Genomic DNA, 24,710 nt, shown 5'->3' with positions numbered 1-24,710 from the left:
AACAATTTCTTTTTCATAAACTCACTCCAATAAGTTGGTATAAATATTATTATAAACCATTGCGCCTATTTTGGTAGGTTTCGTTTATGACTAAATTTGAACAATTTGGTTAAGTATCAAGGCTAGATGGCGGCTGTGGATTCGATTTGCTGGTATATCTTTCAAGCTACATTGTTGTGAATAACGGTATTAGTTTACAATATAAAAGTATCGTTCTAATTAACAATTGTGAACTAGAACGATACTTGATTTAAGAACGGCAATCAACTTCTGATTTTTCATCTGACAATAACGGCCAAAGTTCAGTTACAACTTCCAAATCGTGCTTATTTCAAATTGCTAGACAGATCAACCTGCTTCTGGTCAATAATTTTTTTGGCAACTTCTGTGACAATTGACTACGAAAAACCTTGGATAAGAATGGGCTTGGTAGTGTATTTCATTTTTTTTGAAATGACCAATCACTATCAACGCAACACGACCACCTTTATCAGGATTGCGATTTTGAACTTTTCTTCCACCACACTACTGCAACGACTAATAATCCCCAAAAAATCAAGCCCTCAATTTTCTCCCTCAAACTGGTTCTGTCAACGCTAATCGTGACATGCTTAGTCTGCAATAATTTCATCTGTGGCTCCTCCACTTCCAAATTGATTTACGTTCATTGTACAGTTCTGTTACATGCTTTGACAACCAATTGTTTGCCGTTTACGTCTGTTCAGACAAGCCATAATTCGACAAGAACTCGTCAAAAAAATCGCTACTGCTCCAAAAGCAATAACGATCTTTTAATACTCGTTTCATCACCATAATTATCTTGTGATGCAGGCTAGCGCGAAAGCAGCGCAAACATCCCAATCACGGCGACTGAGTTATTAATAATATGAAGTGCCAGGCTATAACGAATATCATTAAACCAGACGTACGTCAGATTGAGCACGATGGCAATCGGCAAGTAAGCGATAATTGCGGGACTGAACGTCGTCGTGTGTGCCAATGCGAACAGGATACTTGAAAAGGCGACGGCAATTACCAGTCTTCCCCAACTCGTCAAACGTGGGAACAGCCACCGATACATCAACCCGCGAAAAATCAATTCTTCAATAATTGGTGCCAGCAGCGCCATCAAAATCACATTAAGTACTGGATTAGTGGCGAAAACCTTGTCTAGGATCACCTGGTTCTCCGGCGTTTGTTGCACGACCAGTCCTGAGAGCACATTGCCGAACTCTAATAAGGCAAACATCCCAACCAGACCCCAGATTGGTCGAGTTGGTCGTGGCAATCGACTGACCATTGGTGTTTGACGTCGATATAACCAAATTAACCACCAAATTAATAGTCCCAGTAAGACAAGACTCGCCAGTGCCGATAAAATAACACCAATTCCAGACGTCTTGTGCATAATGCTCGGTAGCATCGTCGGAATCATCGCCAATTGGTATAGCACGAATAATCCAATTAATTTGGCGGCATTAAGCAACCAACTGACTACGCGATTAGTTTGATTCTGTTTTGAATTTTGCATATGGCGTCCCCTTTTCATTCACTCGATTGTGGTCTAGCACAAATTGGTACACAGGTCAGCGCTAGTTGTTACTCCCCATTGATTGTTATAAGGGTACCACGAATCTGGAATTTTCACATGGATTGTCGCTGGTAAGATAGGCGGCTTGGTCGAACTTGGCCATTATGACATGCTCAAGCTGAACTCCGAACAAATTAACGGTTGTTAATGTAATCAAGCCGCTGTGCTAATTCAAATACGCCATAATGTTCTGATTGACGCATTTATTCCAATCTTTTTTGTTCTAATCGCTCGAATACATTATACTTAATGAATAAAATTATATTTTAAATGATTTATTTAATTAAATCATTCTATTAAATTTTTCATTTAAAAAACTAAATTTTACGTTTAAATATTATACAATACATTCATTGGAGACTATGACATGTCAGACAACACACAGAACAGCTTTATTCAAAGACTAATCAATCTTCGCGACAATCGCAACTGGTCCAAAACTGAGGTCGCCAGGAAATTGGGGTTGAGTAGCATGCAGCGCTACGCCAACTATGAGTATGGCACCAACGAACCTGATTCGAACATGCTGAAGCAAATCGCGGATTTATATGATGTGACTACCGACTACCTGCTTGGTAAGGATGATAGTCCCAAATGGGTCACGAATGATTTACGAAAATTTCTCGACGCGAATGCAGATTCGATGAGGTACGAAGGCAAAGCGCTGACGGCCGAAGAACAAAAACAAGTCCGAGTAGCGATGGCAATCATCTTCTGGGAGCGCCGCTAAGATTCTACCAGCTATCAGAATTGTGTGGTGGCACTTTAATCAGCCATCAGTACCATCCGGGTTCAGCAGTCATTGTATCCGAACTAATGACTCAACGGTTAACACAGATTATATTTCGACTCAACACTAACCGATTTGATCAGCGCTCGCTAAACGATCATCAATCACGAACAAGACCAGGTACTGATACATAAGAATTGGGCTGGGCAATCCGTGGACTGTCTAACCCGACCATGGGGAAAATTGTGCTTGTCAATTTCGATATGAGCCTTGTTCATTCATATAAAAGTAAACCTATTTTTCCTGGAATATCCAGATTTTGGTTAGGCTTTAACAACTTATGTCCAATAAACTGATCGACATGAAAAGCTGTAAAAAAGGGAGGAACTTCAACATGAAGTCAAAGAATTTAGCGCTCACTAACGGAATTGTTGGGTTAGTTGGCGGCATTATCTTATTATTCGGGGGCTGGTTTATTGCTGGTGGTATCCTAAGTGATGCAGCCAATGGATCAGTATCAGGCACATCTGGCACGGCAGGTTTCCTAACTATTTTGAAAATTGCTATTTTAGCACTCGGAATCATTGCATTAATTTATTATAAGGGTGACGACCGCGTTAACACTGCACCAGGCGTTTTACTCATTGTCGGTGGTGCAATCGCACTTATCCCATTCTTAGGTTGGGTCGGCGGCATTATCACAATTATTGGTGGCTCTTTATATTTAGCAACGTTAAAGCACTTCAGCCAACCACAAGCATAACTAGAACTTAAACCAGGCCGCACTCATTGAGTTACGGTTACATAAACTGGTTACTTTTAAGCCTTACTGAGTAGTTTTACTACTGGGTAAGGCTTTTTAAATTTATCAAAACAGCTACTTCCGTTGGGATTCCATTACAATCGGTCTCAATACAAAAATCCGTTTTTTACTCACTTCATAGCAAGTTGTGAGTAAATAACGGATAAACTAGTCTTCAACTTATTTGCCTGCAGGTGCAAATTTATTTCAAGCGTCTCACTTCCCAGGTCCCCACACTAGTCTTGAAAGCGCTGAAAACTGACACACCAGCAATTTAACCAAACGAATTCAACTTCGAGCTTCTTACCCAGCACAAACGCAATCCAACTGATCATATCAAAGCTGGCATTCTGCCCATTTCAATCCGCGCAATCGTTGACGGTAGCACATCCGCGTGTTCTGCCAATTCAGATTGTGTCAACCTAGCACGTTCACGCGCATTTGGCAGTGCAACAGCAGTTTCTAGCTTAGTAGATTCGGCAGCGACATCAGCTTTAAATTCGGTGTCCTTGAGTGGTTCATCGAGATAATCGTCAAAAGGAATATTTGTCGCCATGAAATTAACACCTTAATTATCTTCCCAAGTAGTTCTGAACATACGTATCCATTCGATAAAACGGATAAACTTGTCGTATTGTGGCCGTCATCTTTGCACGCAAATCCGCTGCATACATCTGATGGACGCCCACCAGACCTTCAATATCAATGTCATCATAGTTGGTGAGTTGATGCCGGATATAATTATCAACCCATCGATTTTGATCAGTAACTGGAGCATTCTCCAAATCTTGCAAAATTGGGGGTGCCCAATCGATGTGCTCAGGCATTCTTTCATAATACTTTTCAGTCTCAAATTTTAGTTTGCTGTCCAATGCATTCTTGAATAGCTTGGCTGATTTGACCTTTCGAACCCGAATATCCAGGTTATCAATAATGGCCTTCGTTTGTGCGAACTTGGTTTCAGCCGCCTTCTTGGCACGTTGCTGATTTTTTGCATGCGTTGCATCATAGTGGACCTTTTCCGTTTTGAACACTACATTCTCATGACATTTCACGATGTCTGCATACGTGAAATACTTGACTTCACCACTGCCAAAAGGATTTTTCTCAGCGTAGGCAGCGCATATTAAGCCCAAATTCTGAATTTTATTAAAAAAGCGGACATTGACCCCTAACAAATTCCGTGTATCAGTAGCTGTCGTCGTCACATGTGAATACAAATACCGTTTTAATTTTGCACGGACAAGCTTATTATTTCCAGCCCGTTTCATAATTGCAGCCCGATAATCCACCATTTTTGACTTACTGCTGAACGTTTCAAACATCCTTTGAGTCAAAAGTAATTCAGCCAGATCTTGTAACTCAGCTTTCCGTATTCTATTTAGCAACAATTCTAGTGATGGCAACGTTAAACACATAAGTGATCCCCCAAATCAAAATATTGATAACTTCAAATACTAGATGTGCTTTTCTATCAGGATAACGACAATCAGTCTTCCACTACAGTGAGTTACTCTAAGACGTCGCCCAACTAAACCGTTTCACGCCATCATCATCTTCAGCATCATGATGGGCAAACTGATAATTAAAATCCAGTTGGAGCAGCCACTTGGCACTCAAACCCGTCGCACGTTCAATTTTACGCGCCACTTCAATGCTCATGTAAGCACGCCGATTCAAGATAAATGAAAGCTGCTTTTGCGAGATGGCAATGTGCATGGCAAGTTCTGATTGCGTCACGTGATGATAGTCCATCAGTTCTTTTAACGCATCCGCTGCTGAAGTCGTCGGAACAACATTCATTTCGACCGCATGATTAAACTCAACTTTAAACACCGATACTACCGCCTTTCTTACTCAACGATTATTCTGGAAACCGACAAACACTACTGCGACATTTTGTAAAAACTGATTTACATTCTTTAATGCAGGACACTTCCACTGCGAGCTAAAGCTTTATTCATCACTATCATTGACCAATCAAGCCTCATCCGTGCTAATAAATTGCTCAAGCCACATAACCAGATGCAAGATTGTGACTAAAAAGGACGACAAGCCTCTTTACCGAAAAAGAAACTTATCGTCCATCAAAGTGGATTGCATCATTGAAAACAATCCAATATCTAGCTTGTTAAAAACAACTGTGGGGGCTACTCCCACTCGATCGTCGAAGGCGGTTTACTCGTTACATCATACACGATGCGGTTGACGTGATCGACTTCATTGACGATCCGGACGGAGATCTTTTGCAAGACGTCCCATGGGATTCGTGCGAAGTCGGCGGTCATGCCGTCGATTGAGGTTACGGCGCGGATACCGACTGTGTAGTCGTAAGTCCGACCGTCGCCCATGACACCGACTGACTTGATGCCTGGTAAAACGGTGAAGTATTGCCAGATATCGCGGTCTAAGCCGGCTTTTTTGATTTCATCGCGTAAGATGAAGTCGCTATCGCGGACGATTTCTAGCTTATCTTCCGTGATTTCGCCAATGACTCGAATTCCGAGGCCGGGACCTGGGAATGGTTGACGCCAAACGAGGTCAGACGGCATGCCCAGCTTTTCACCGAGTTCCCGTGCTTCGTCCTTGAAGAGCGTCCGGAGCGGTTCAATCAACTTGAACTGCATGTCTTCTGGCAACCCACCAACGTTATGGTGTGATTTGATTGTTTGTGCTGTGGAAGTCCCACTTTCGATAACATCGGTATAGAGCGTTCCTTGCGCAAGGAATTCCATCCCGTGTAACTTAGTGGCTTCTTCGTCGAACACTTGGATAAATTCGTTACCAATAATCTTACGCTTCCGTTCAGGATCACTGACCCCAGCGAGTTTGCTTAAGAAACGGTCCTTGACATCAACTTTGATGATGTTCAGGCCGAATTTACCTTCCAGGCTCGCCATCACTTGGTCAGCTTCGCCCTTCCGTAACAAACCGTGGTCCACGAAGATACTCGTTAATTGGGTGCCGATTGCCTTGTGCAAGAGCACACCGACCACGCTCGAGTCTACCCCGCCAGAAAGGCCCAGTAAGACCTTCTTGTCGCCAACTTCTGCGCGGATCTTTTCAATCTGCATGTCAATGAAATCATCCATTGACCAGTTGGCTTCAGCTTGGCAAACGTCAAACGCAAAGTGCCGTAGAATATCATTACCGTAATCGGTGTTCCGAACTTCTGCATGGAATTGAATCCCATACAACTTCCGGTCAACATCTTGAATTGCCGCAATTGGACAGTTCTTAGAAGTTGCCACCACGTCAAAGCCATCTGGTGCTTGAGTGACCAAGTCACCATGACTCATCCACACTGACTGTTCAGCTGGCGTATCCTTGAACAAGGTTGCCGAGTCACTCGTCACGTTGATGTTTGCCTTACCGTATTCACGGTTATCAGCTGATTCAACCTTTCCGCCCGCAAGCGTATAGGTCATCAGTTGCATCCCGTAACAGATTCCCAAGATTGGTAAGCCCAAGTTGAAAATCTCCGGGTCAACCCGAAAGGCGCCATCATCGTAAACACTGTTGGGGCCACCTGAAAAGATAATACCTTTCGGGTGACGGGCCTTGATTTCTTCAGCGGTAATCGTGTTCGGAAGTAGTTCCGAATACACGCCGAAATCACGAATGCGCCGGGTAATCAATTGATTGTACTGACTACCGAAATCCAATACCAAAATGGAATCGAAAGACGCGGTATCCGTTTTTGCCAAGTTGTTCACTCCTTTGGATTAATTAATGCTCAATAGGTCTATCATACTGATTTCTAAACGTTCGGTCAACAAGTATGAGAAATTTCTTAGGCGCTAATATTTGCGGAAATACACGGCATCAATCACGTGGTGCGCGACTTTGTGTAAAATTAAATCCGCACGATTGCGCGTTGGTAAGATATAATCATTCAAGTTTTTCAAGTCAACCTCTTCCCAGACGCGCTCAGCCATCGCCATCGCGTCCTTGGGATCGCCAATCGCCCATGGATAGAAGTAGTTGGACGGATCTTGAAACGCCGTCTTCATCAGCGCTTTGAACCGTTCCAAATACCAATCTTCAATCAAATCCGCATCCGCATCGACATACACTGAAAAATCAGTAAAATCACTAATGTAAATCGCCTGATTCGTCGGCAGCTGCAACACGTTGATGCCTTCGATAATCAAAATGTCTGGGTGCGTGATCACATCAAAGCGATTTGGAACGATGTCATACGTCTGATGCGAATAAACGGGGGCCTTAGCCAGCGGTTTGCCACTTTTCACATCGTTCAAGAATTGAATCAAACGCGGCATGTCATAGCTTTCCGGAAAACCCTTGCGTTCCATCAGTTGCATTTTCTTCAACTCGGCATTCGGATATAGAAAACCATCCGTCGTAATCAACTGGGTACGCCGGTCCGGATACAAATATTTAAATAAAATTTCTAATAGTCGCGCGGTCGTCGTTTTCCCCACCGCCACACTACCTGAAACGCCAATAATAAACGGCGACTGGCGGTTCTGCCGGTGCAAGAACACCGACTCAGTCTCGCGCCATGATAAGTAGTGCTCATATTTAGCTTGCAATAAATGCGCGAATGGCATGTAAATATCACGGACATCATCCAAGCTGATCCGGTCATTAAACGCCTTGATTTCATGCAAATTAGCTGCAGTTAAAGGAACTTGGTGCTGATTGTTACGGTAAAATTGCTTCCACTGTTCACGTGAGAAGCGATAATAGTTCATCTGATCTTCCATGATTTTGTCTGCCACCATTACTCAATTAATGGATAGATTATAACATGAAAACCTTATCAATCGCTGGGTGAAATTTTAATTGTGCCGCGAATTTTGTGGGAAACTATCGAATCCTCATCCAATTTTAGCGTAGTGAACACACCCCAACAAAAAAGCACCTCCAATCACGGAGATGCTTCAAATTATTCATCCATTTATCTATTCACTTAGCGCCGCACCATTAGTCGCAATCACATTTTTCATCCACTGGTAAGACTTCTTAGGTGTTCGTTTCAGCGTTCCATGGCCCTTATCATCCATATCAACGTACACAAAGCCATAGCGTTTCTTCATCTCACCGGTTGATAGGGAAACCAAATCAATTGGCGCCCACATGGTGTAACCGAGACATGGTACATGGTCGATATTGATTGCATCCGCCATCGCCGATAGATGGTCGCGTAAATAGTCGATTCGATAATCATCTTCGACATAGTCGTTGGCATCCGCCTCGTCAACAGCACCCATCCCATTTTCAACAATAAAAATTGGTTTCTGAATGCGGTCATAGATTTCATTCATGCAGTAGCGTAGCCCCAGTGGATCGACCGGCCATCCCCAAGATGTATTTTCCAAATAAGGATTCGCGCTGCCACCAACGTTGAACCAGTCATCGCCGGACTTGGTCGTATTGGAACGGTAATAACTAAAGGCAATATAGTCAAGTTGCCCACGTTTTAACGTGTCCACATCTTCCGGTGCCATCTCCAGCTTCTCAACGCCATGCCGCTGCCACAATTCTTCAGCGTAGTTAGGATAGTAGCCACGTCCCATCGTATCAACAAAATACCAATTTTCTCGCCGCGCTTGCAAATGATGAAACATATCTTCTGGCTTGCAAGTGGCCGGGTAAAGTTCACTCATGGCATACATCGCACCAAATTGACTCTTAGGCATTAATTGGTGGCCCAACGTAACCGCTTTGGCTGAAGCAACGAACATATTATGTGCGGCTTGGTAGCGATCCTGACCGCTCGCCTTTCGAACCCCAGTTGGGCCAAACCCACGGACGGCGTTGATTTCATTAAACGTTAACCAATAACGACAGCGGTCACCAAAATTTTCAAACAACGCTTTCGCATATTTGACATACGCATCAATCACGTGCCGTGACGTCCAACCGTTATACTTCAGCGCTAAATGCATCGGTAGCTCATCGTGACAAATGGTAATCAGGGGTTCCATATCATACTTCGCCATCTCATTGATTACATCATTATAGAACTGAATTCCGGCCGCATTCGGTTCATTCTCCTCACCGGTTGGAAAAATTCGACTCCAGCATACGGAAAACCGGAAGACGTTGAAGCCCATGCCAGCCATCAGCTTGATATCTTCTTTGTAATGATGATAAAAATCCACCGCCTGATGACTTGGATAATACTGATTATCTAAAAATACGGGTTGGGCTTCTTCTGGAACATCTTCTGCCAAAATAAACGAACTCTTCGGCGTAATTAACTGACCATCTGGCATGCGAAGTGTATGATGCCGGGGCGCATTTTTAGAGCCATCGGTTTCATAATCATGCGATAGCACGCCGCGGCCGCCTTCGTTAAAGCCACCTTCATATTGAAAATCAGCGGTCGCCCCGCCCCACAAAAAATCTGCTGGTAATTGTTTGGTTGTCATATCAATTCGTCTCCTCATCTAATCTTGTTCCAACTTTTACACGACCCTGACGCTGCAGCTGAATCGTTTGACCATTGGCATTCGTCACGATCAACATCGTCGTTAAATCATAGCCCTGCTTTTGAATCGCACTCCGATCAACCCGGACAATCGGTTGACCAGCTCGAACAGTTTCACCCTGTTGAACTAATACATCAAAACCAGCGCCTTTTAAATTAACGGTATCAATCCCGATGTGTACGAGCAATTCAACGCCGGTTGCGGTCACGATACCAAACGCGTGCCCGGTGGGAAACATTGTTGCTAAAGTCCCATTGGCTGGTGCGCAGATAAAGTCGTTGTCTAATCGCAGCGCCACGCCATCACCCAACACGCCACTGGCAAAGGTTTCATCGTTGACTTGACTCAAATCACATAATTCCCCATCACTAACAGCAACAATGGCATCATCCGGATAGGTCGTTTGAACGGGTTCAGTGACTTTTGCTGCAGGTTGTTCATCGATTCCCAACACATACGTCACGATAGCAGATGTGACGATGGCCACGACGATTCCGATGACCATCGCTAAAACAGTTTGCTGGAAAATTGGTAATGCGAGTAAATTGGAATATCCCATCACGTAGGCTTTTGCGCCCAGAATGCTGGCGACCATTCCACCGACAAAGCCCCCGGCCATCACGCCATACATTGGTTTACGGTATTTTAAATTGACGCCATAAATTGCTGGCTCAGTCACACCGGCCACGATACAACCCACCGCTAACGAGATACACTCACTTCTGAACTGCGCATTTTTAGTCCGCGCTGCCACTCCCAAGTTGGCGCCACCTTCAGACATATTATGCAAAATAAACGCGGGTCTTAAGATGGCATCGTAACCTGGATTGCTGAGTAACTGTGTCATAAATGGAGCTAAGGCCGTATGCATCCCCGCCATGACCATCCACGGTAGTGCCGCAGCTAATAGTCCAACCGCCAACGGACCAACCGTACTGTTCAAGAACATGAAAACAGTTGCGATAACTTGTCCAAGCATATTTCCTAGTGGCCCAAGAATCAAATACCCGAGTGCACCAGCGATAAAGATTGTTCCCATGCCGACCAGGACCGACCGAAAGATACCAGGAACGATTTTATTCAAATACTGTTCTGCATAGTACGCCACCACCGCAATCAGCAACGCAGGCAATAACGTTGAACCGTATGATAGTAAGCTGACATGTACGCCAAATAACGTGACATTTTTGGCGCCTTCAGTGACCAAACTGGTGTAATTGCCGTGCAATAGTGCAGCTGTTGCAACCATGGCATATACCGGTGTGCCACCCAATTTGTTTGCCGCACCATATGCCACAATGATTGGCATGAAGTAGAATGGCGCGTCTGCAATCGCAGACAGCAACATATACGACGGCGTCTTTGAGTAAGCGCTATCAATAAACGTCACAATTAGTAATAGCACCACTTTTAACATCCCACCCGCAATCAAGCCAGGAATTAGTGGCGTCATAGACGCTGAAATAAAACCGATAAATTTACTGCCCCAGTTCTTCCAAGTCAATGGTTCCTTCTTTTGCGACAAATCATCCAAATTCTCATCGACAGCTGCGCCCGCTGTGACATTGTAATTCTTCACGATTGCTTCATACGTTGGAATTAAGTGTTGCCCCAAAATGACCATGTATTGTTCACCGGCGTATACTACACCGAGCACACCATTCAAATCTTCTAGCGCTGCCTTGTCTGCTTTGCTGACGTCTTTCAAGTTAAAACGTAAGCGTGTCATACAATGATTCACCATCTGGATATTTTCTTCACCACCGACATTTTTAACGATGGCCGCAGCTAACTTTTGATAGTCCATTGCCGTACACCTCTTTTTTGACAAAATTACCATTCCGTTTTGATAAATTTATCATACCATCACGACAAAATTGTTGTCAATAATAATTTTGATAATATTTTTTGACAAAATTGTCAGTGCTGAGTACACTTGAATTAAAATTACACTCAGGAGTACCCTCATGACTATCATTGAAAGTATCAAACAACACCAATCCACATTTTCAAAATCTGAACAAAAAGTCAGTGCCTATTTGCTGAAATACCCTGAACATGCCGAGACCTTCACGATCACAAAACTGGCCGACCGGGCTGGCACATCAACTTCAGCGGTATTGAGATTCTGCCAATCACTGGGCTTCCAGGGGTTTAAAGACTTTCGATTTGAAATGATTGCCTATCTACGGCAGCAACGGCAAAAGCAAGCCCCAACAAGTGGCAACAGTCAATTCCTCAATCAATACTTAGCGGCCATCACTCAGTTACAAGACCTTGATCAAACGGCCATTCATCAGCTGATTAAGGCACTGCTCAATCCTCAAATGACTTATTTGCTGGGCATTCACTACTCCTCACTCCCAGCTAAACAACTCTTCTGGGGATTGGCGGACCTTGGCTTGCTGTCTGAATACGCCTATGACTATATTAACGCGGCTCATATCACTAATACGATGCGGCAGGATTCGACCCTCGTCCTATTTTCAATCAGTGGCACAAAAGCGAACTTCAACCATTTTCTGGCGGCATCAGCCACTAACCTGCCTAAGAATTCCTTTTTAATTACGATGAATGCAAAAGCCGAGTTAGCGGACTATTTTAAACATACCATCGTCCTCCCCGGATATCAGTCCTCTAATCGCTCAGTTGTTGATATGCAGGCGATTTCGATGATATTTGTTGAATATCTGCTTAATCTGATTCACGAACAGGCCTAACTCAGCGTAATCACCCAAATCCAGCGCACAACAAAATCGCGCATCACTGTCAAAAAACAGTCATGCGCGATTTTCATTCACGGCCGGATTTTCATTCACGCTAATTAATTGTTAATCCTGCAGCGACCTCGTTGGCTTCACTAAACAGGTCGGCGATAATATCCTTGACCGGCCGAATCGTCGTCAACATCCCCGCGACTTCACCAGCCATTGGCGTGCCATGGGTCATGTCGCCCTCATTGACCGCTTTGGCAAACGAGCCATCCGCTAAGGCGTGCAACTTTTCAGCGGGCGCATTGCTTTGTTCTAATTGCAAATAATCTTCCAACATCGGGTTACGCAGCGCCCGGACGGGATCACGCTGACTACGGCCAGTAACGATCGTATCGGTATCGCTGGCCGCCAAGACGCGTTGTTTGTAACTCGCGGGTACTGGGCACTCTTCGGCGGTCAGGAAAATCGTCCCACACTGAACCCCCTGTGCACCGAGGGCAAACATCGCTGCGACTGAGCGACCATCGCCGACCCCACCAGCCCCAATCACTGGAATATCCACAGCATCCACGACCTGTGGCAGTAGCGCCATCGTTGACGTCTGACCGATATGGCCACCAGACTCTTGGCCTTCCGCAACAACCGCATCCGCCCCAGCTGCCACCATCTTATGGGCATGATGAACCGATGCGATTACCGGAATCACTTTAATGCCCGCCGCATGCAGTGATGGAATGTATGACGTCGGATTACCAGCACCAGTCGTGACGACTTTGACCCCCTCGTCGATAATGACTTGGGCCAATTCGGGGCAATTCTTCATCTGTAACATCAAATTGACACCAAAGGGTTTATCCGTCATTGCTTGCGTGGCCCGAATCTCCGTCCGCAATTGCTCAGCTGATAAGCCCGCTGACCCTAGCACGCCCAGACCACCGGCTTCAGAAACCGCACCGACGAGCTCATGGGTCGCGATGTGCATCATTGCGCCAGAAAAAATGGGGTATTGAATGCCTAACATTTCAGTAATTGACATGGTTAAGTCCTCCTCGAATCACTTGCCGTTGTCACAAAGCTTGTTTGACTTTTCACGACGTTGACCATCTCGACCAACCGTCGTCGCTGAGTGATTTCAAATTTATAAGTTAATTCTACAACTTGCAAGCCAATAATGATAGCGCTTTATTCACTTTAGATTCACTGAATTCAGCCTAATGTTTCGGTCTAGCAATTAATTACTTTTCTCACAATCACTGAGCGTTTCACAGACATCCCCGCCACCCAGGTTACGCGCCCAGACCGACGATTCGCATCTACAGTGGCCATTTCAAATAGAGCGTTCGTCGCTTAAAAGCACCTCTCAAGCAATCAACTAGCAGTCAGTCAACAACTCCCCTCAGGCAACCGGGCAACAGCCCCAAAGTCCACCTCACAGGAAAACAGGTAACAGCCTAAAAGTCCGTCCACCCGCAAACGGCCGCCATAAAAAAAGCACCATCACCACGCGGGCAACAGTGCTTCAGCCTAACAGCCAGGACGCATCTTATTTTTAATACATCTTAGCTTTACTGAATCTTAGTTCCAATTCATCATAATCTGAACAAGTCTGATTTTTAAACCTTAGCCTCATCAACCGTATACAGCTGCTCGTCAACGCGGGCCAATAATGGTGACAGTTCGCCGACCGCCACGATGGTTAGTTCATGCATCGCCCGGGAGCAGATCGTGTACAGTAATTGACGCTCATCTTCACGCTGATAATTGGTCTTATTAGCGTTCCATACGATGACCGCGTCGAATTCTAGCCCCTTAGCCAAGAAGGATGGGACCACGATGACGCCAGGCGCCAACCGCTGATTTTCAGTTTGAATCAGCGTGACCTGTTCACCACGGGCTTTGAGCGCCTTAGTCAGCGCTTCACATTCGGCTAAGGACTTGCCGATAATGGCCGTCGTATCCCGTTCAGAATCGTTCATCGCTAACTGGTCAATGACCTGGTCGACACCCGCTTCAAAATCAGGTGTGACACAGACATTTGGCCGGTCGCCTTGCCGATCAAAGGCCGTTACTGCTTCACCGTTGACCAGGATTTCCTTAGTAAAGTCGGTAATCTGTTGCGTTGACCGGTACGACTTAGTCAGCTGCACGACCCGGGTCTTTTCAGGGTCAAAGAGCGTCGCCAATTCACTAATCAGTGAATGACTGTTTTCCTTAGTAAAAATCGCTTGGTTCAAGTCACCGAGCATCGTGAAGCGCGCTTGTGGGAAGCTGAACTTCAAAAATGCCAGCTGAAAGGCATTGTAGTCTTGAATTTCATCCAAGAAGACGAACCGAATATCACGCTGTCCACGTTTACCGGTCATCAAGTCATGCAAGTACATGTACGCTGAAACGGTGGTCAGTGAGATGTGGCGGTCCTTGATTTCTTGTAGCTTCTTCTCGACCGTTGCATCCCAATCCGCCGCTGAGATACCGTAATCAGCTAGTTTGATAATCTTTGGCACTTCGCGTAAGAAGTGGGCGTATTGCATGTTGATGCTCAGGAAACGGTTACGGACAATTTGGGTCCGCGCTTTCCCTAAGCGCTGCATGACGATTTTACGTGCCAGGAACTTGAATTCCTTATCGCCGTTCTTGAATTCCCGCGGTTGGTTACCGTACAACTGGTTGATTTCTTCACGCGACAAGTCTTGGACCGCTTCTTCGACCCATTTAGAGCGCATCTCAGATTCGACCTTGCGATTCAAGATTTTGATCAATTCTTCCTTCGTCGCGGATAACCGGTTGCCAAGATGGTAGTTTTCGTTGAACGAGTAGTAGATTTCCTTAATCTTTTCCCGGGAAATAATCACCTCATCGTTCAAGGTAATATTACGAAAACGCATGTCAGATTGTTCCAAATGCCGGCTGTACGTTGTGACTGCGTTGAAAAAGGCTAAACTACCTTCCAACTTCGTGATTTTGGCCATTTGCGGCGTGTTTTCAGTTTCAAACCGCTGTTGCAACGTCTCGACTTGCATATGGGGCAAACGATATGACGCATATTGGAAGTACGTCATTTGCACCATGTTTTGCTCACCAAGTTCTGGCAACACTTGGTTGATATAATCATTAAATAATTGGTTCGGTGAGAATAGGATCACTTGGCCGGCCGTCAAGTTGCCGCGGTAGCGATACAGTAAATACGCCACGCGTTGGAGCACGGACGACGTCTTCCCAGAGCCAGCTGCCCCTTGGACAAACAGTAAATCTGAGCTGGTATCACGGATGATCGTGTTTTGTTCCTTTTGAATCGTCGTAACGATGCTCTTCATCTTGACGTCCGACTTCTCATCCAAGACTTCCAGCAACATCGAATCACCAACGACCTCATCCGTATCATAAACCGTCAAAATTTGGCCATCTTCGACCATCAACTGACGTTTCAGCTTCACATTGACGGTCTGTTCCCCATCCGGCGTCTGATACGTCACATCACCCAGGCCGCCATCGTAATAAATACTGGAAATCGGTGCCCGCCAGTCATAAATCAGAAAATGGTCGGGCGTGTCAGAAAATGAGCTCAAGCCAATATAAATCGTTTCAGACTTTGGTTCACCCTTTTCATGAAAATCAATCCGAGCGAAGTAAGCATTCTTCTCTAACTTTTTAAGCGTGGATAACTGCTTAGTCGCGTGTTTCCAACTATTTTGCCGTTCATCCATCATTTGTTGTTGCTGACGCACGGATAATCCGGTCTCCATCATGCCTTCGTAACTATCCGTTTTAATGTTGATGTTATTCAGCAAGTCCCGCTTGATATCAGCCTGATCCTGTTCCGAGCGCGTAATGGTCTGGCTTTGTTGTTCTTCAGCCACCTTAATTTTTGCGACGACGTGATCTAAGTGTTCCTGTTCTGCAGCTTTAATTGACTTAGCCATTGAACGCCCTCCATTCCTAAATATCGAACAATAATTTTATCACTATCCGCGACGCGACTCAATTAATAACCCATGAAACCAGCCGCTTTTCGCTTTTTCGCGTAAAATTGTTTGAACATTTGGTTACCAAAGTTATGAATGTGTTAAACTAAAGTAAATGTAACCGATTACATCTGTTTTTCATGGCCACAGCAGTTATACTAAATGCAACTTAAATTGGAGGTGGCGCCGTTGGTCAATTTACTTACCAGTCTAACCCATTTGGAACAGAGCATTGGGCCCTTACTCACAACGCTTGGAAGTTGGAGTTACATCCTATTATTTGCGGTCATTTTTCTGGAAACTGGAATGATCGTATTTCCATTTCTACCAGGAGAATCGCTGATTTTTCTCGCCAGCACGATGGCCGCGACGCACAGTGATGCCCTCAGCATTCAAATCTTAGTGCCGGTCTTCTTTGTTGCCGCCGTCATTGGTGACACGGTCAATTTCGAAATTGGCCGCCACCTGATTCGATTACCATGGCTCCAACGGCACCTCCCGCAGGACAAGCAGATCAAAACACAACACTTCTTCACCAAATACGGGGCCAAAGCTGTCATGTTTGGCCGCTTCGTCCCACTCGTTCGGACTTTTGTACCACTGAGTGCGGGTGCTTCTAAAATGCCACAAGCATCCTTTGCCCTCTGGAACCTGATTGGTGTCGGCATCTGGGTCAGCGTCGGTTGCTCACTCGGCTACTTCTTCGGTTCCATCGACTTTGTGCAGGAGCACCTCTCACTGTGCTTCTTAGGCATCATGGTGGTCGCACTGGTTCCCGCAATGCTCGCCGCGGTGGTCAAAACGATTCGGCAACGGACGGTTTCGCAATAGGTTAGTGAAAAAAAGAGGTTTGCCTCCGAAAAGGCAAATCTCTTTTTTCCGACGCCATTTCAAATTCTCTATAGCAAAAACCCGCTTAGCCTATCGACTGAGCGGGTTTTTGGAAAACGTTTAAACTTAAAATGGTTACAAGCCAAATTGACTTGTCTGTTTGTTTAAAATAATGATAGCGCTTTCTTCGACGAAAGTCAACCATCTCCTCAGCTTTACTTTTCCCCACCCCCACACGTCTTTCCTTTTCAAATTCAGCCAAAAAGTGTATCCTTTCAATGACTTAAACAAAGTGGAGGGATTGGATGAAAACGACCAAATTAATGGCTTATCAAGCTGAATGGCAAGCACAAGCCGTCCATTATCAGGCGTTGCTCAGCCAGCAGCTCGGGGCCAACTTATTAAAACACAGCCACGTTGGCAGTACGGCCATGCCACAACTATTGGCGCGGCCAATGATTGATATTGCGCTACTCGTGGAAGACGCCACGGCTGCCATCGCCAAACTTGCGGCGCACCTCGTTGCAGGGACGAACCAAACGTATGCGGTCGTGCTTGACGGTCAGTTGATCCATGTGATCATCACGACCGACGCTGACCAGTACCACCAATTACTGACCTTCCGCGACTATCTCAATGCGCATCGCACTGACGGCCGTAAGTATACGGCGATTCGGCAGAAGGCGGCGAAAGATGACGCCACTTATCTAGAAACCAAGGCGGCATTTATGGCCAGCATCAATGACAAAGCTCAAGGCTGGCTGCGGACCAAGGATTTACATGAGCACCATGACCGGACCGTGCGTGCCGAACTGGTGAACATGTGCCTGATTACCGACCCGCAGACGGGTAAGGTCCTCGTCGAAAATAAAATCGACGCTCAGTGGTCTGGGTTGACCTTCCCAGGTGGCCACGTCGACCCTGGGGAATCTCAGGTGGCGGCGATCAAACGTGAAGTCTTGGAAGAGACCGGCTTGACCGTCGAACAGCTCAAGCTTGTTGGCACGGTCACCTGGGTCGAAAATGACGCTGGCGATGTCTCGCTGGGGACGCTTTACACCACCAGCCAATTTCATGGTGACCTGTTAGTCGGCTCTTACGAAGGCGCCATCAGCTGGCAGCCCCTGAGTGCCTTGACGCCTGACAAGTTGGCGCCGGGCGTCGATCAAATGTTAAAAGTCTTGACCGATGACCAACTCAGTGAGGCCTTCTGGGGCGCTGACGACGATCAACTACGTGTGTACTAAAACGAATCGAGGGATTATTTCATGGATCAAGTTTCCTTAGTCATTATTCTATTAGCGGCCCTGTTGATTCCGCTCATTATGGCTAAATTCAAAATCAACAGCCTACCCACCGCGGTGATGGAGATTATTATTGGGATCATTCTCGGACCGAGTGTGTTCAATTTTGTGAACACCTCCGATTTGATTTCTCAACTATCGACGATTGGGGTCATCGTCCTGCTGTTTCTGAGTGGGTTGGAAATCGACTTCAGCTTATTTAAAAAACGGCGCACAGAACTCACGCCACTGGAACAGAAAAACGCGGTCAACACACCGAAGTATTCACCGGTGCGGCTGTCCGTTTACGCGTACGGAACGATCGTCGTGTTGTCCTTGGGACTAGCCGCGGCATTTAAAGCCAGTGGCCTCTTCAGCGATTTCTGGCTCGCCACGATTTTATTTGGGACGATCTCCCTGGGTATCGTGATTGCCGCTCTAAAGGAACAAGAACTACTGAGTAAGGCGTTTGGGCAAACGGTCCTCCTGATTTCCGTCTTCGGTGAACTCGTGCCCATGATGGGGCTAACGCTTTACGCCTCCGTCTATGGTAGCAATTCACAAAGTCTCTGGCTACTGCTACTGATTTTAGCGGTCGCCGCCCTACTGCTCTTGCGGTTCAAGCCATTTTTCCGCTTCTATCAAAATATTAATAAATCAACAACGCAGCTCGACATCCGCCTGGCATTCTTCCTGATCGTCACAATGGTCACCGTGGCGGAATCAGTGGGCGCCGAAAATATCCTAGGCGCGTTCGTTGCCGGAATCGTGTTGAAACTGCTCAACCCGAGCGAAACGACCCGCGAACGTTTGGATGCGATCGGCTACGGCTTCTTCATTCCAATCTTCTTCATCACGACCGGGGTCGACTTGAACTTGCGGACCTTGCTGACGAGTGGCAAGACGCTGTTACTGATTCCACTGTTCTTCTTGGCCTACATGATTGCCAAAATTGGGGGCTTCTGGATTTTAAAACTGCGCTTCAAACAAGCTAACGCGCTAGCTGGGACCGCCCTGACTGCGACAACGATGACGATGGTTTTGGCCGTCTTGCGGGTCGCTAAGTCGATGAAGACCATCACGACCGACCAATCCGGTGCCTTCTTACTAGCGGCACTCCTGACTTGTATCGTTTCACCACTGATTTTTAACAAGCTGTATTCAGCTGAAAAAGAAGACCTGGTCAAGACGTCCGTCCACTTCATCGGTGCCAACTTGAGTACCGTCCCCGTGGCTCAGCAGTTGCGTAAGGGCTGGTACGACGTGGCGATGTATACCAATCATCCGGAAAATTACCAGACTTACCACGCGCAAGTGCCCGTCACCTTGATGGAAAACTTTTCAGCGCAGGACTTACAGGACCACGGCGTCTTCGATACGGACATCTTGATTCTCGGTCACATTGACGCCGAACGGAATTACGAGCTCGCGAAAGCCGCCAAAAGCTATGGTGTGCGCCGTATCATCGTCCGTTTTGAAGACCGCAACGTCTTGAACGAACATGAAGATGAACTGCGCGAACTCGGCGTCGAAGTCTACAATACGCCAGAAGCCAACATTACGTTGCTACGAGCACTGATTGAGTCACCATCGACCTTACTGTTGCTCAACGATACCGAAAACAGTATCTACGAAGTGCGCGTACTCAACCACCGTTACACGAATGTTCAGATTAAAAACTTACAATTTGCCGAGGATGTCACGATTAGCCAAGTCATCCGCAACCGTAAACTAATTGCACCAAATGGCAACACGACCATCATGTACGGCGATCGGCTGATCTTTACCAGTAACAAGCAGAGTGCGGCTCAAATTCGCCAAGCCTTATCAACCGCTAATTAAAGCCGGCTGATTTTATGGTAGAATGATGACATTGTGTCTAAGTTTTGAACATTAAGCAGTGGAGGTTATAATGGCAACTTTTTCCGTTTACATGATTCGTCATGGTCAAACTTACTTTAATAAGTACCGCCGGATGCAGGGCTGGTGCGACTCCCCGCTCACCGCTGTCGGTGAACAGGACGCTCGGAATGCGGGTAAAATGCTCAATGGCATTGATTTTGACGCCGTTTACGCCAGCGATATGACGCGGGCGATGCGCACCGCTGAATTACTGCTGCCAGCCAGTGGTAACGCTGATTTGACGGTCGAACCGATGGCGGCCTTCCGAGAAGCCTTTTACGGTTACTTTGAAGGTGACGACACGTCACAGACTTGGTTCATGGTCGGTGCGCCCCACCAAGCGCCGAGCCTCTCTGAAATCATTGCTCAGTATGGGATTGAAAAGGCTAAGGACTTCTGCAAGGAAGCCGATCCTTTTCACCGTGCTGAGAATAACGATGAATTCTGGCAACGGGTCAATGGTGGTCTCGATGCCTTACGTGCCAAACACCAGGATGGTGACAAAGTGCTCGTCGTTAGCCACGGCAACACGATTTATAGTATTGCCAGCCGCTTTGCGACGTTAACTTCGCCCGAACGGCCTAAAAACGGCAGTGTCACGAAATTCACAATCAGCGATGATACCGTTTCGTTAGACTACTTTGGTCGCAAAGACCATCTCGACTAAGTAAGGAGTAAGCAATGGCGCAATTTTCAATTTACTTTGTCCGGCATGGACAGACGTTTTTCAATTTATATAATCGGATGCAGGGTTGGTCGGATTCACCGCTGACTGACTATGGTCAAAGTACCGCGACCAAGGTCGGTCAAGCCCTCGCAGACACGCATTTTGATGCTTTTTATAGCAGTGATTCCAAACGGGCCATCGACACCGCGCACCTTATCCAGCGGGCGATAGGCACCGAAGCGCAACTGCTTAAGACGCTGATGAACTTCCGGGAAGTCTTCTACGGCTACTACGAAGGTGATGATTCTAGTCGGACCTGGTCACTAATTGGGCACCAATTCGGCGTGACGAGTATGCACGAACTCCTAGCCCATGTGCATATCGACCAAACACGCGACTTAATGCGCGAACTCGATCCATGGCACGAAGCTGAGGACAATGCGATGTACTGGGAACGCATCAATCAAGGGTTTGACTACTTGAAAGCCCATCACGACCACCACGAAAAAGTGCTCGTCGTGACCCACGGCACCACGATTCGTAGTATGGTCGCACGCTTCGCCCCTGAAATCGACATCACGCAGGGGCCCAAAAACGGCAGCGTGACCCGTATCGACGTGGACGGCGACCAAATCAAAGTCGTTAACTACGCCCAGGACTTAGCTGACGTGAAAGTCAATCAACACCTATAATTCAGCACATTAAACGAAACGCTCGCGACTATTGACTGGTCGCGAGCGTTTTTTATTGATTTCTAAAATATGATTTGCTGGCAATTAAGGCTACGTTTAGCCTCGCAAGAGTTTAGCGCGTCTTGCCTGAATCCGAACTATTCTTCAAGAAAGCAAGCACGTTCTTTTTATTCGGTTTCATGCCTCCTGCGACGAACGCAACGATAACTGCAACGGCGGCAAATAAAAGTTCCCATGCTGACCAGTGAAAAACAACGGTTAACACTAACATCACAGAAATTGCAATCAACAACACGGCATCGCGTGGACCTAAATTAAAAACTGGAAAGATCATCAGACGTCACTTCTTTCAAAATTTGAGAACCATTGAGTTAACTCAACTAGGTAGATACACGGAATGACCGCCGCAATTAAGGCAACCTTCCGAGCCGTTGCGTGTTGCAAGTGGCAGACACGGTAAACGCCTGGCATCTGTGGGTTTATCGCTGTCAGAAGCCGTCCAAGACGAGGTTAGACCGCCATCTATCTCTCAAGTTCATTATACCACCGTTTGCATTGCGCGAAGCGTCGTTTATGAAATCGTTTCCCATCAAGTCGAGAACTTCGCTGGCAAGCAGGCGGAATCGCAATGAAGGCGGCCTATCAGTCGCTAGTCATTGAATCAAGGACAGTTTCAGTTGTCAAACTAACTAAACCACGCGTTCGTGCTGATAAACATCCAAGCCAGTCACCCGACATTGGCAGCTAGTGACCTGCGCCTAACTCGTGACCTTGATGCCAATAATACCGATGACCAGCATGGCGATGAAGACCCACGTGATCGGCGCAATCGTATCCTTGAAAAAGACTAAGCCGACAATGATTGCGCCGACCGCCCCGATACCAGTCCAAATTGGATAGGCAATACTTAACGGTAAATGTTTGGTTGCTAATGCTAAAAAACCAAAGCTTAAAATCATCCCGACCACCGTTGCGGCCGCGTAACCCAAGTGGCTGAACCCGTTACTTAACTTCATCATCGTCGCCCAAACGACTTCAAAAATTCCTGCAATTACTAAATAAATCCATGTCATCATCAATTCCTCCTCGAAAAAAAACGGACAACGCCACGCGGCTTCCACAATGACCTAAGGAAGCGGCGTTAACGTTGTCCGGTGACAAGTTTGTTTAATATTTCAGTCCACTATAGCAAATCCAATTCAGGTGGTCAAGTCTATTCACCCTTCAACATCCATTTGGTCAACGGCGTCAGTGGCGACGGTAAGTCATCAAGGTCAAAGAACGCGGCGGTACTCGTTTCGTCAGTCGCCTGAATGAGCTCTCCGCCAGTCGTATTGGCGCGATACAAGGTCGTGACGCTATCAATGACATCGCCGTTGGGGTATTGATAGTGCATGTTGGGGCCACTGAAGACGTCGATCAACGTCAAATCACCGACCGTTAACCCCGTCTCTTCTTTTAATTCACGGCGGGCCGTCTGCTGGACCGTCTCACCCGGCTCCGTGGACCCCGCGGGCAAACCCCAACAATGATTATCCGTCCGATAGATCAGGACGATTTTGCCGGTTGAATTCTGAGCCATCATCGCGGCGCCCGCCACGACTAACGGCAGATGACCGACCCGTTTGCGTAAATCAAGCACATATCCCAAGATAAATTCCTCCCTAATGCCCGAAATCGTAATATTTTGATTAGACATGTTATACTTAACTCAATCATAACACGTTAGGAGTGAGTGTATGTCTGAAACTAACGCTCAAAAAGTACAAGAAGTCATCATTGCCGGCATGTCTAAGACTGTCGCCAACTACGACTATGCGATGTCCGAACTGGAAGCGCTCGTTGCAGCCAATAATATGCACGCCGCCCTGCGAATCGACCAGGGATTGGAAAAGCCCAACCCGGCCACCTTCTTCGGCAAAGGCAAAGTTGTCGAAATCAAAGAAGTCGCAGCAGCCAACGATTTGCACATTATGGTCATCAACGCGGATCTGACCCCCAGTCAGGTGCGTAACTTAGAGGAACAAACGGATATCCAAATCATCGACCGCACTGGGTTGATTCTGGAGATTTTCGGTAACCGTGCTCGTAGCAAGGAAGCCAAGTTGCAAGTCAAAATCGCCCAGCTGCAATATCAGCTCCCCCGTTTGCGGACCAGTATCTCCAACCGCCTGGACCAACAAGCCGGAGCCGCAGCTGGTGGTGGCGGTGGTTTTACCAACCGTGGTGCTGGTGAAACACAACTGGAATTGAATCGGCGGACGATTCAAGACCGCATCAGCCACGCCAAGCACGAACTCAAGGAACTCAACAAGGATGAAGTCGTCCGACGCGCCCAACGCGATAAGGCCGGCCTACCAAACGTTGCCTTAGTGGGCTATACCAACGCCGGTAAATCAACCACGATGAACGGCTTAGTAAAACTGTTCGGTAAGGGTGAAGATAAACAAGTCTTCGAAAAGGATATGCTGTTCGCCACGCTGGATACGAGCATCCGCCAGCTGACCTTCCCCGATAACAAGCAGTTATTGCTCAGTGATACGGTCGGATTCGTCAGTGACTTGCCGCATAACCTGATCAACGCCTTCCGCTCAACGTTAGCCGAAGCCGCCAATGCCGATTTACTGATTCAAGTCATTGACTACGCGGACCCGCATTACAAAGAAATGATGGCCACGACTGAAAAGACTTTGAAGGAAATTGGCGTTCACGACGTGCCAATGATCTATGCGTTTAACAAGGCGGACTTAACCGAAGCGGATTACCCGAACCAACAAGATGATCAGCTGATTTATGCCGCACGTGACGAAGCCTCCTTGCAAGCTTTGACCAGTATGATCAAAGCCAAAGTCTTCAAGAACTACGTGACGACAACGTTATTAATTCCATTCAGTGATGGTGACGTGGTCGCCTACTTGAATGACCATGCCAACATTCTCAAAACGGATTACTTGGCGGATGGCACCCAATTAACGGTCGAACTGAACGCCGTGGATGCACAACGCTATGAAAAATACGTAGTGACACCTGCTTAATGGGTTGTCCAATCAAAACGAAAGAGGTGCACCTAGATTT

At 46.6% G+C, this 24,710-nt stretch carries 22 protein-coding genes and 1 pseudogene; 9 read left to right on the top strand and 14 right to left on the bottom strand.

What is annotated here, in order from left to right; all coding sequences use genetic code 11:
* Positions 1–832: 832 nt before the first annotated feature.
* Positions 833–1,531: a CPBP family intramembrane glutamic endopeptidase gene (locus tag KGF70_RS12225; protein WP_216768783.1), complete on the bottom strand. Its 699-nt coding sequence runs from the start codon at positions 1,529–1,531 to the stop codon at positions 833–835.
* 427 nt (positions 1,532–1,958) lie between these two features.
* Here KGF70_RS12225 and KGF70_RS12220 point away from each other — a divergent pair, with 427 nt between their 5' ends.
* Positions 1,959–2,321 carry a helix-turn-helix domain-containing protein gene (locus KGF70_RS12220; RefSeq protein ID WP_216768784.1) on the top strand — a complete coding sequence of 121 codons (363 nt, stop codon included), beginning with the start codon at positions 1,959–1,961 and terminating at the stop codon, positions 2,319–2,321.
* Between the two features lie 394 nt (positions 2,322–2,715).
* Positions 2,716–3,084, top strand: a complete 369-nt coding sequence (locus KGF70_RS12215; RefSeq protein ID WP_216768786.1) for a hypothetical protein — start codon at positions 2,716–2,718, stop codon at positions 3,082–3,084.
* 275 nt (positions 3,085–3,359) lie between these two features.
* Here the strand turns inward: KGF70_RS12215 and KGF70_RS12210 are convergent.
* From KGF70_RS12210 to KGF70_RS12180, 7 genes and pseudogenes are all read right to left on the bottom strand, one after another.
* Positions 3,360–3,679, bottom strand: a pseudogene (locus KGF70_RS12210) (multiprotein-bridging factor 1 family protein).
* 16 nt (positions 3,680–3,695) lie between these two features.
* Complete coding sequence (locus KGF70_RS12205) at positions 3,696–4,418, bottom strand: hypothetical protein (protein ID WP_216768787.1); 723 nt, start codon at positions 4,416–4,418, stop codon at positions 3,696–3,698.
* Between the two features lie 220 nt (positions 4,419–4,638).
* A complete protein-coding gene (locus tag KGF70_RS12200; RefSeq protein ID WP_216768804.1) occupies positions 4,639–4,926 on the bottom strand; it encodes a helix-turn-helix transcriptional regulator in 288 nt (95 codons plus the stop codon).
* Positions 4,927–5,273: 347 nt separating this feature from the next.
* Positions 5,274–6,830: a glutamine-hydrolyzing GMP synthase gene (gene guaA, locus KGF70_RS12195; RefSeq protein ID WP_216768789.1), complete on the bottom strand. Its 1,557-nt coding sequence runs from the start codon at positions 6,828–6,830 to the stop codon at positions 5,274–5,276.
* A 93-nt stretch (positions 6,831–6,923) separates the two neighbouring features.
* Entirely contained in the window at positions 6,924–7,853 is a 930-nt protein-coding gene (coaA, locus tag KGF70_RS12190) for a type I pantothenate kinase (protein WP_050339050.1), read from the bottom strand.
* 198 nt (positions 7,854–8,051) lie between these two features.
* Positions 8,052–9,524, bottom strand: a complete 1,473-nt coding sequence (locus tag KGF70_RS12185; RefSeq protein WP_216768791.1) for a glycoside hydrolase family 1 protein — start codon at positions 9,522–9,524, stop codon at positions 8,052–8,054.
* 1 nt (position 9,525) lies between these two features.
* Positions 9,526–11,391, bottom strand: a complete 1,866-nt coding sequence (locus KGF70_RS12180; protein WP_216768793.1) for a glucose PTS transporter subunit IIA — start codon at positions 11,389–11,391, stop codon at positions 9,526–9,528.
* Between the two features lie 160 nt (positions 11,392–11,551).
* Between KGF70_RS12180 and KGF70_RS12175 the strand changes: the two genes are divergently transcribed.
* Positions 11,552–12,304, top strand: a complete 753-nt coding sequence (locus KGF70_RS12175) for a MurR/RpiR family transcriptional regulator (protein ID WP_101873931.1) — start codon at positions 11,552–11,554, stop codon at positions 12,302–12,304.
* Between the two features lie 100 nt (positions 12,305–12,404).
* Here KGF70_RS12175 and KGF70_RS12170 read toward each other — a convergent pair whose 3' ends face one another.
* Positions 12,405–13,334 (bottom strand): nitronate monooxygenase, encoded by a 930-nt coding sequence (locus KGF70_RS12170; RefSeq protein WP_216768795.1) that lies wholly within the window; start codon positions 13,332–13,334, stop codon positions 12,405–12,407.
* 577 nt (positions 13,335–13,911) lie between these two features.
* Positions 13,912–16,218: an RNA polymerase recycling motor HelD gene (gene helD, locus KGF70_RS12165; protein WP_216768797.1), complete on the bottom strand. Its 2,307-nt coding sequence runs from the start codon at positions 16,216–16,218 to the stop codon at positions 13,912–13,914.
* 204 nt (positions 16,219–16,422) lie between these two features.
* Here helD and KGF70_RS12160 point away from each other — a divergent pair, with 204 nt between their 5' ends.
* The gene (locus tag KGF70_RS12160) at positions 16,423–17,091 is read left to right on the top strand and encodes a DedA family protein (protein WP_216768799.1); all 669 of its coding nucleotides are present in this window, start codon (positions 16,423–16,425) and stop codon (positions 17,089–17,091) included.
* Positions 17,092–17,176: 85 nt separating this feature from the next.
* Here the strand turns inward: KGF70_RS12160 and KGF70_RS12155 are convergent, their stop codons facing one another.
* A complete protein-coding gene (locus KGF70_RS12155; RefSeq protein WP_157685935.1) occupies positions 17,177–17,353 on the bottom strand; it encodes a hypothetical protein in 177 nt (58 codons plus the stop codon).
* A 43-nt stretch (positions 17,354–17,396) separates the two neighbouring features.
* Between KGF70_RS12155 and KGF70_RS12150 the strand changes: the two genes are divergently transcribed.
* From KGF70_RS12150 to KGF70_RS12135, 4 genes are all read left to right on the top strand, one after another.
* Positions 17,397–18,338 carry a GrpB family protein gene (locus KGF70_RS12150; protein ID WP_216768801.1) on the top strand — a complete coding sequence of 314 codons (942 nt, stop codon included), beginning with the start codon at positions 17,397–17,399 and terminating at the stop codon, positions 18,336–18,338.
* Positions 18,339–18,359: 21 nt separating this feature from the next.
* On the top strand, positions 18,360–20,216 hold the full coding sequence (locus KGF70_RS12145; RefSeq protein ID WP_088769928.1) for a monovalent cation:proton antiporter family protein: 1,857 nt from the start codon (positions 18,360–18,362) through the stop codon (positions 20,214–20,216).
* A gap of 70 nt (positions 20,217–20,286) precedes the next feature.
* Positions 20,287–20,943, top strand: a complete 657-nt coding sequence (locus KGF70_RS12140) for a histidine phosphatase family protein (protein WP_003637961.1) — start codon at positions 20,287–20,289, stop codon at positions 20,941–20,943.
* Positions 20,944–20,957: 14 nt separating this feature from the next.
* Positions 20,958–21,635, top strand: coding sequence for a histidine phosphatase family protein (locus KGF70_RS12135; protein ID WP_216768803.1), 678 nt, complete (start codon positions 20,958–20,960; stop codon positions 21,633–21,635).
* Positions 21,636–21,747: 112 nt separating this feature from the next.
* On the opposite strand, the gene KGF70_RS12130 is transcribed toward KGF70_RS12135, so the two are convergent.
* The 3 genes from KGF70_RS12130 to KGF70_RS12120 all read right to left on the bottom strand — a co-directional run bounded on the left by KGF70_RS12130 (position 21,748) and on the right by KGF70_RS12120 (position 23,286).
* Positions 21,748–21,972 carry a hypothetical protein gene (locus tag KGF70_RS12130; protein WP_088769930.1) on the bottom strand — a complete coding sequence of 75 codons (225 nt, stop codon included), beginning with the start codon at positions 21,970–21,972 and terminating at the stop codon, positions 21,748–21,750.
* 421 nt (positions 21,973–22,393) lie between these two features.
* On the bottom strand, positions 22,394–22,708 hold the full coding sequence (locus KGF70_RS12125) for a multidrug efflux SMR transporter (RefSeq protein ID WP_003637959.1): 315 nt from the start codon (positions 22,706–22,708) through the stop codon (positions 22,394–22,396).
* A 140-nt stretch (positions 22,709–22,848) separates the two neighbouring features.
* Positions 22,849–23,286: an NUDIX hydrolase gene (locus KGF70_RS12120; RefSeq protein ID WP_003637958.1), complete on the bottom strand. Its 438-nt coding sequence runs from the start codon at positions 23,284–23,286 to the stop codon at positions 22,849–22,851.
* Positions 23,287–23,374: 88 nt separating this feature from the next.
* Between KGF70_RS12120 and hflX the strand changes: the two genes are divergently transcribed.
* On the top strand, positions 23,375–24,670 hold the full coding sequence (gene hflX, locus KGF70_RS12115) for a GTPase HflX (RefSeq protein WP_105920605.1): 1,296 nt from the start codon (positions 23,375–23,377) through the stop codon (positions 24,668–24,670).
* Positions 24,671–24,710: the final 40 nt, after the last annotated feature.

This window comes from Lactiplantibacillus sp. 7.2.4 (assembly GCF_018991185.1).
GTDB lineage: Bacteria > Bacillota > Bacilli > Lactobacillales > Lactobacillaceae > Lactiplantibacillus > Lactiplantibacillus pentosus.
Note: the sequence above shows the minus strand (reverse complement) of the source record. Positions and strands in the feature narration are given on the sequence as shown.

Bases quoted from the DNA above. Each gene is read 5' to 3' on its own strand.
- KGF70_RS12225 (WP_216768783.1), bottom strand. From the start codon at position 1,531: ATGCAAAATTCAAAACAGAATCAAACTAATCGCGTAGTCAGTTGGTTG.
- KGF70_RS12220 (WP_216768784.1), top strand. From the start codon at position 1,959: ATGTCAGACAACACACAGAACAGCTTTATTCAAAGACTAATCAATCTT.
- KGF70_RS12215 (WP_216768786.1), top strand. From the start codon at position 2,716: ATGAAGTCAAAGAATTTAGCGCTCACTAACGGAATTGTTGGGTTAGTT.
- KGF70_RS12205 (WP_216768787.1), bottom strand. From the start codon at position 4,418: ATGGTGGATTATCGGGCTGCAATTATGAAACGGGCTGGAAATAATAAG.
- KGF70_RS12200 (WP_216768804.1), bottom strand. From the start codon at position 4,926: ATGAATGTTGTTCCGACGACTTCAGCAGCGGATGCGTTAAAAGAACTG.
- coaA (WP_050339050.1), bottom strand. From the start codon at position 7,853: ATGGAAGATCAGATGAACTATTATCGCTTCTCACGTGAACAGTGGAAG.
- KGF70_RS12185 (WP_216768791.1), bottom strand. From the start codon at position 9,524: ATGACAACCAAACAATTACCAGCAGATTTTTTGTGGGGCGGGGCGACC.
- KGF70_RS12180 (WP_216768793.1), bottom strand. From the start codon at position 11,391: ATGGACTATCAAAAGTTAGCTGCGGCCATCGTTAAAAATGTCGGTGGT.
- KGF70_RS12175 (WP_101873931.1), top strand. From the start codon at position 11,552: ATGACTATCATTGAAAGTATCAAACAACACCAATCCACATTTTCAAAA.
- KGF70_RS12170 (WP_216768795.1), bottom strand. From the start codon at position 13,334: ATGTCAATTACTGAAATGTTAGGCATTCAATACCCCATTTTTTCTGGC.
- helD (WP_216768797.1), bottom strand. From the start codon at position 16,218: ATGGCTAAGTCAATTAAAGCTGCAGAACAGGAACACTTAGATCACGTC.
- KGF70_RS12160 (WP_216768799.1), top strand. From the start codon at position 16,423: ATGCAACTTAAATTGGAGGTGGCGCCGTTGGTCAATTTACTTACCAGT.
- KGF70_RS12150 (WP_216768801.1), top strand. From the start codon at position 17,397: ATGAAAACGACCAAATTAATGGCTTATCAAGCTGAATGGCAAGCACAA.
- KGF70_RS12145 (WP_088769928.1), top strand. From the start codon at position 18,360: ATGGATCAAGTTTCCTTAGTCATTATTCTATTAGCGGCCCTGTTGATT.
- KGF70_RS12140 (WP_003637961.1), top strand. From the start codon at position 20,287: ATGGCAACTTTTTCCGTTTACATGATTCGTCATGGTCAAACTTACTTT.
- KGF70_RS12135 (WP_216768803.1), top strand. From the start codon at position 20,958: ATGGCGCAATTTTCAATTTACTTTGTCCGGCATGGACAGACGTTTTTC.
- KGF70_RS12125 (WP_003637959.1), bottom strand. From the start codon at position 22,708: ATGACATGGATTTATTTAGTAATTGCAGGAATTTTTGAAGTCGTTTGG.
- hflX (WP_105920605.1), top strand. From the start codon at position 23,375: ATGTCTGAAACTAACGCTCAAAAAGTACAAGAAGTCATCATTGCCGGC.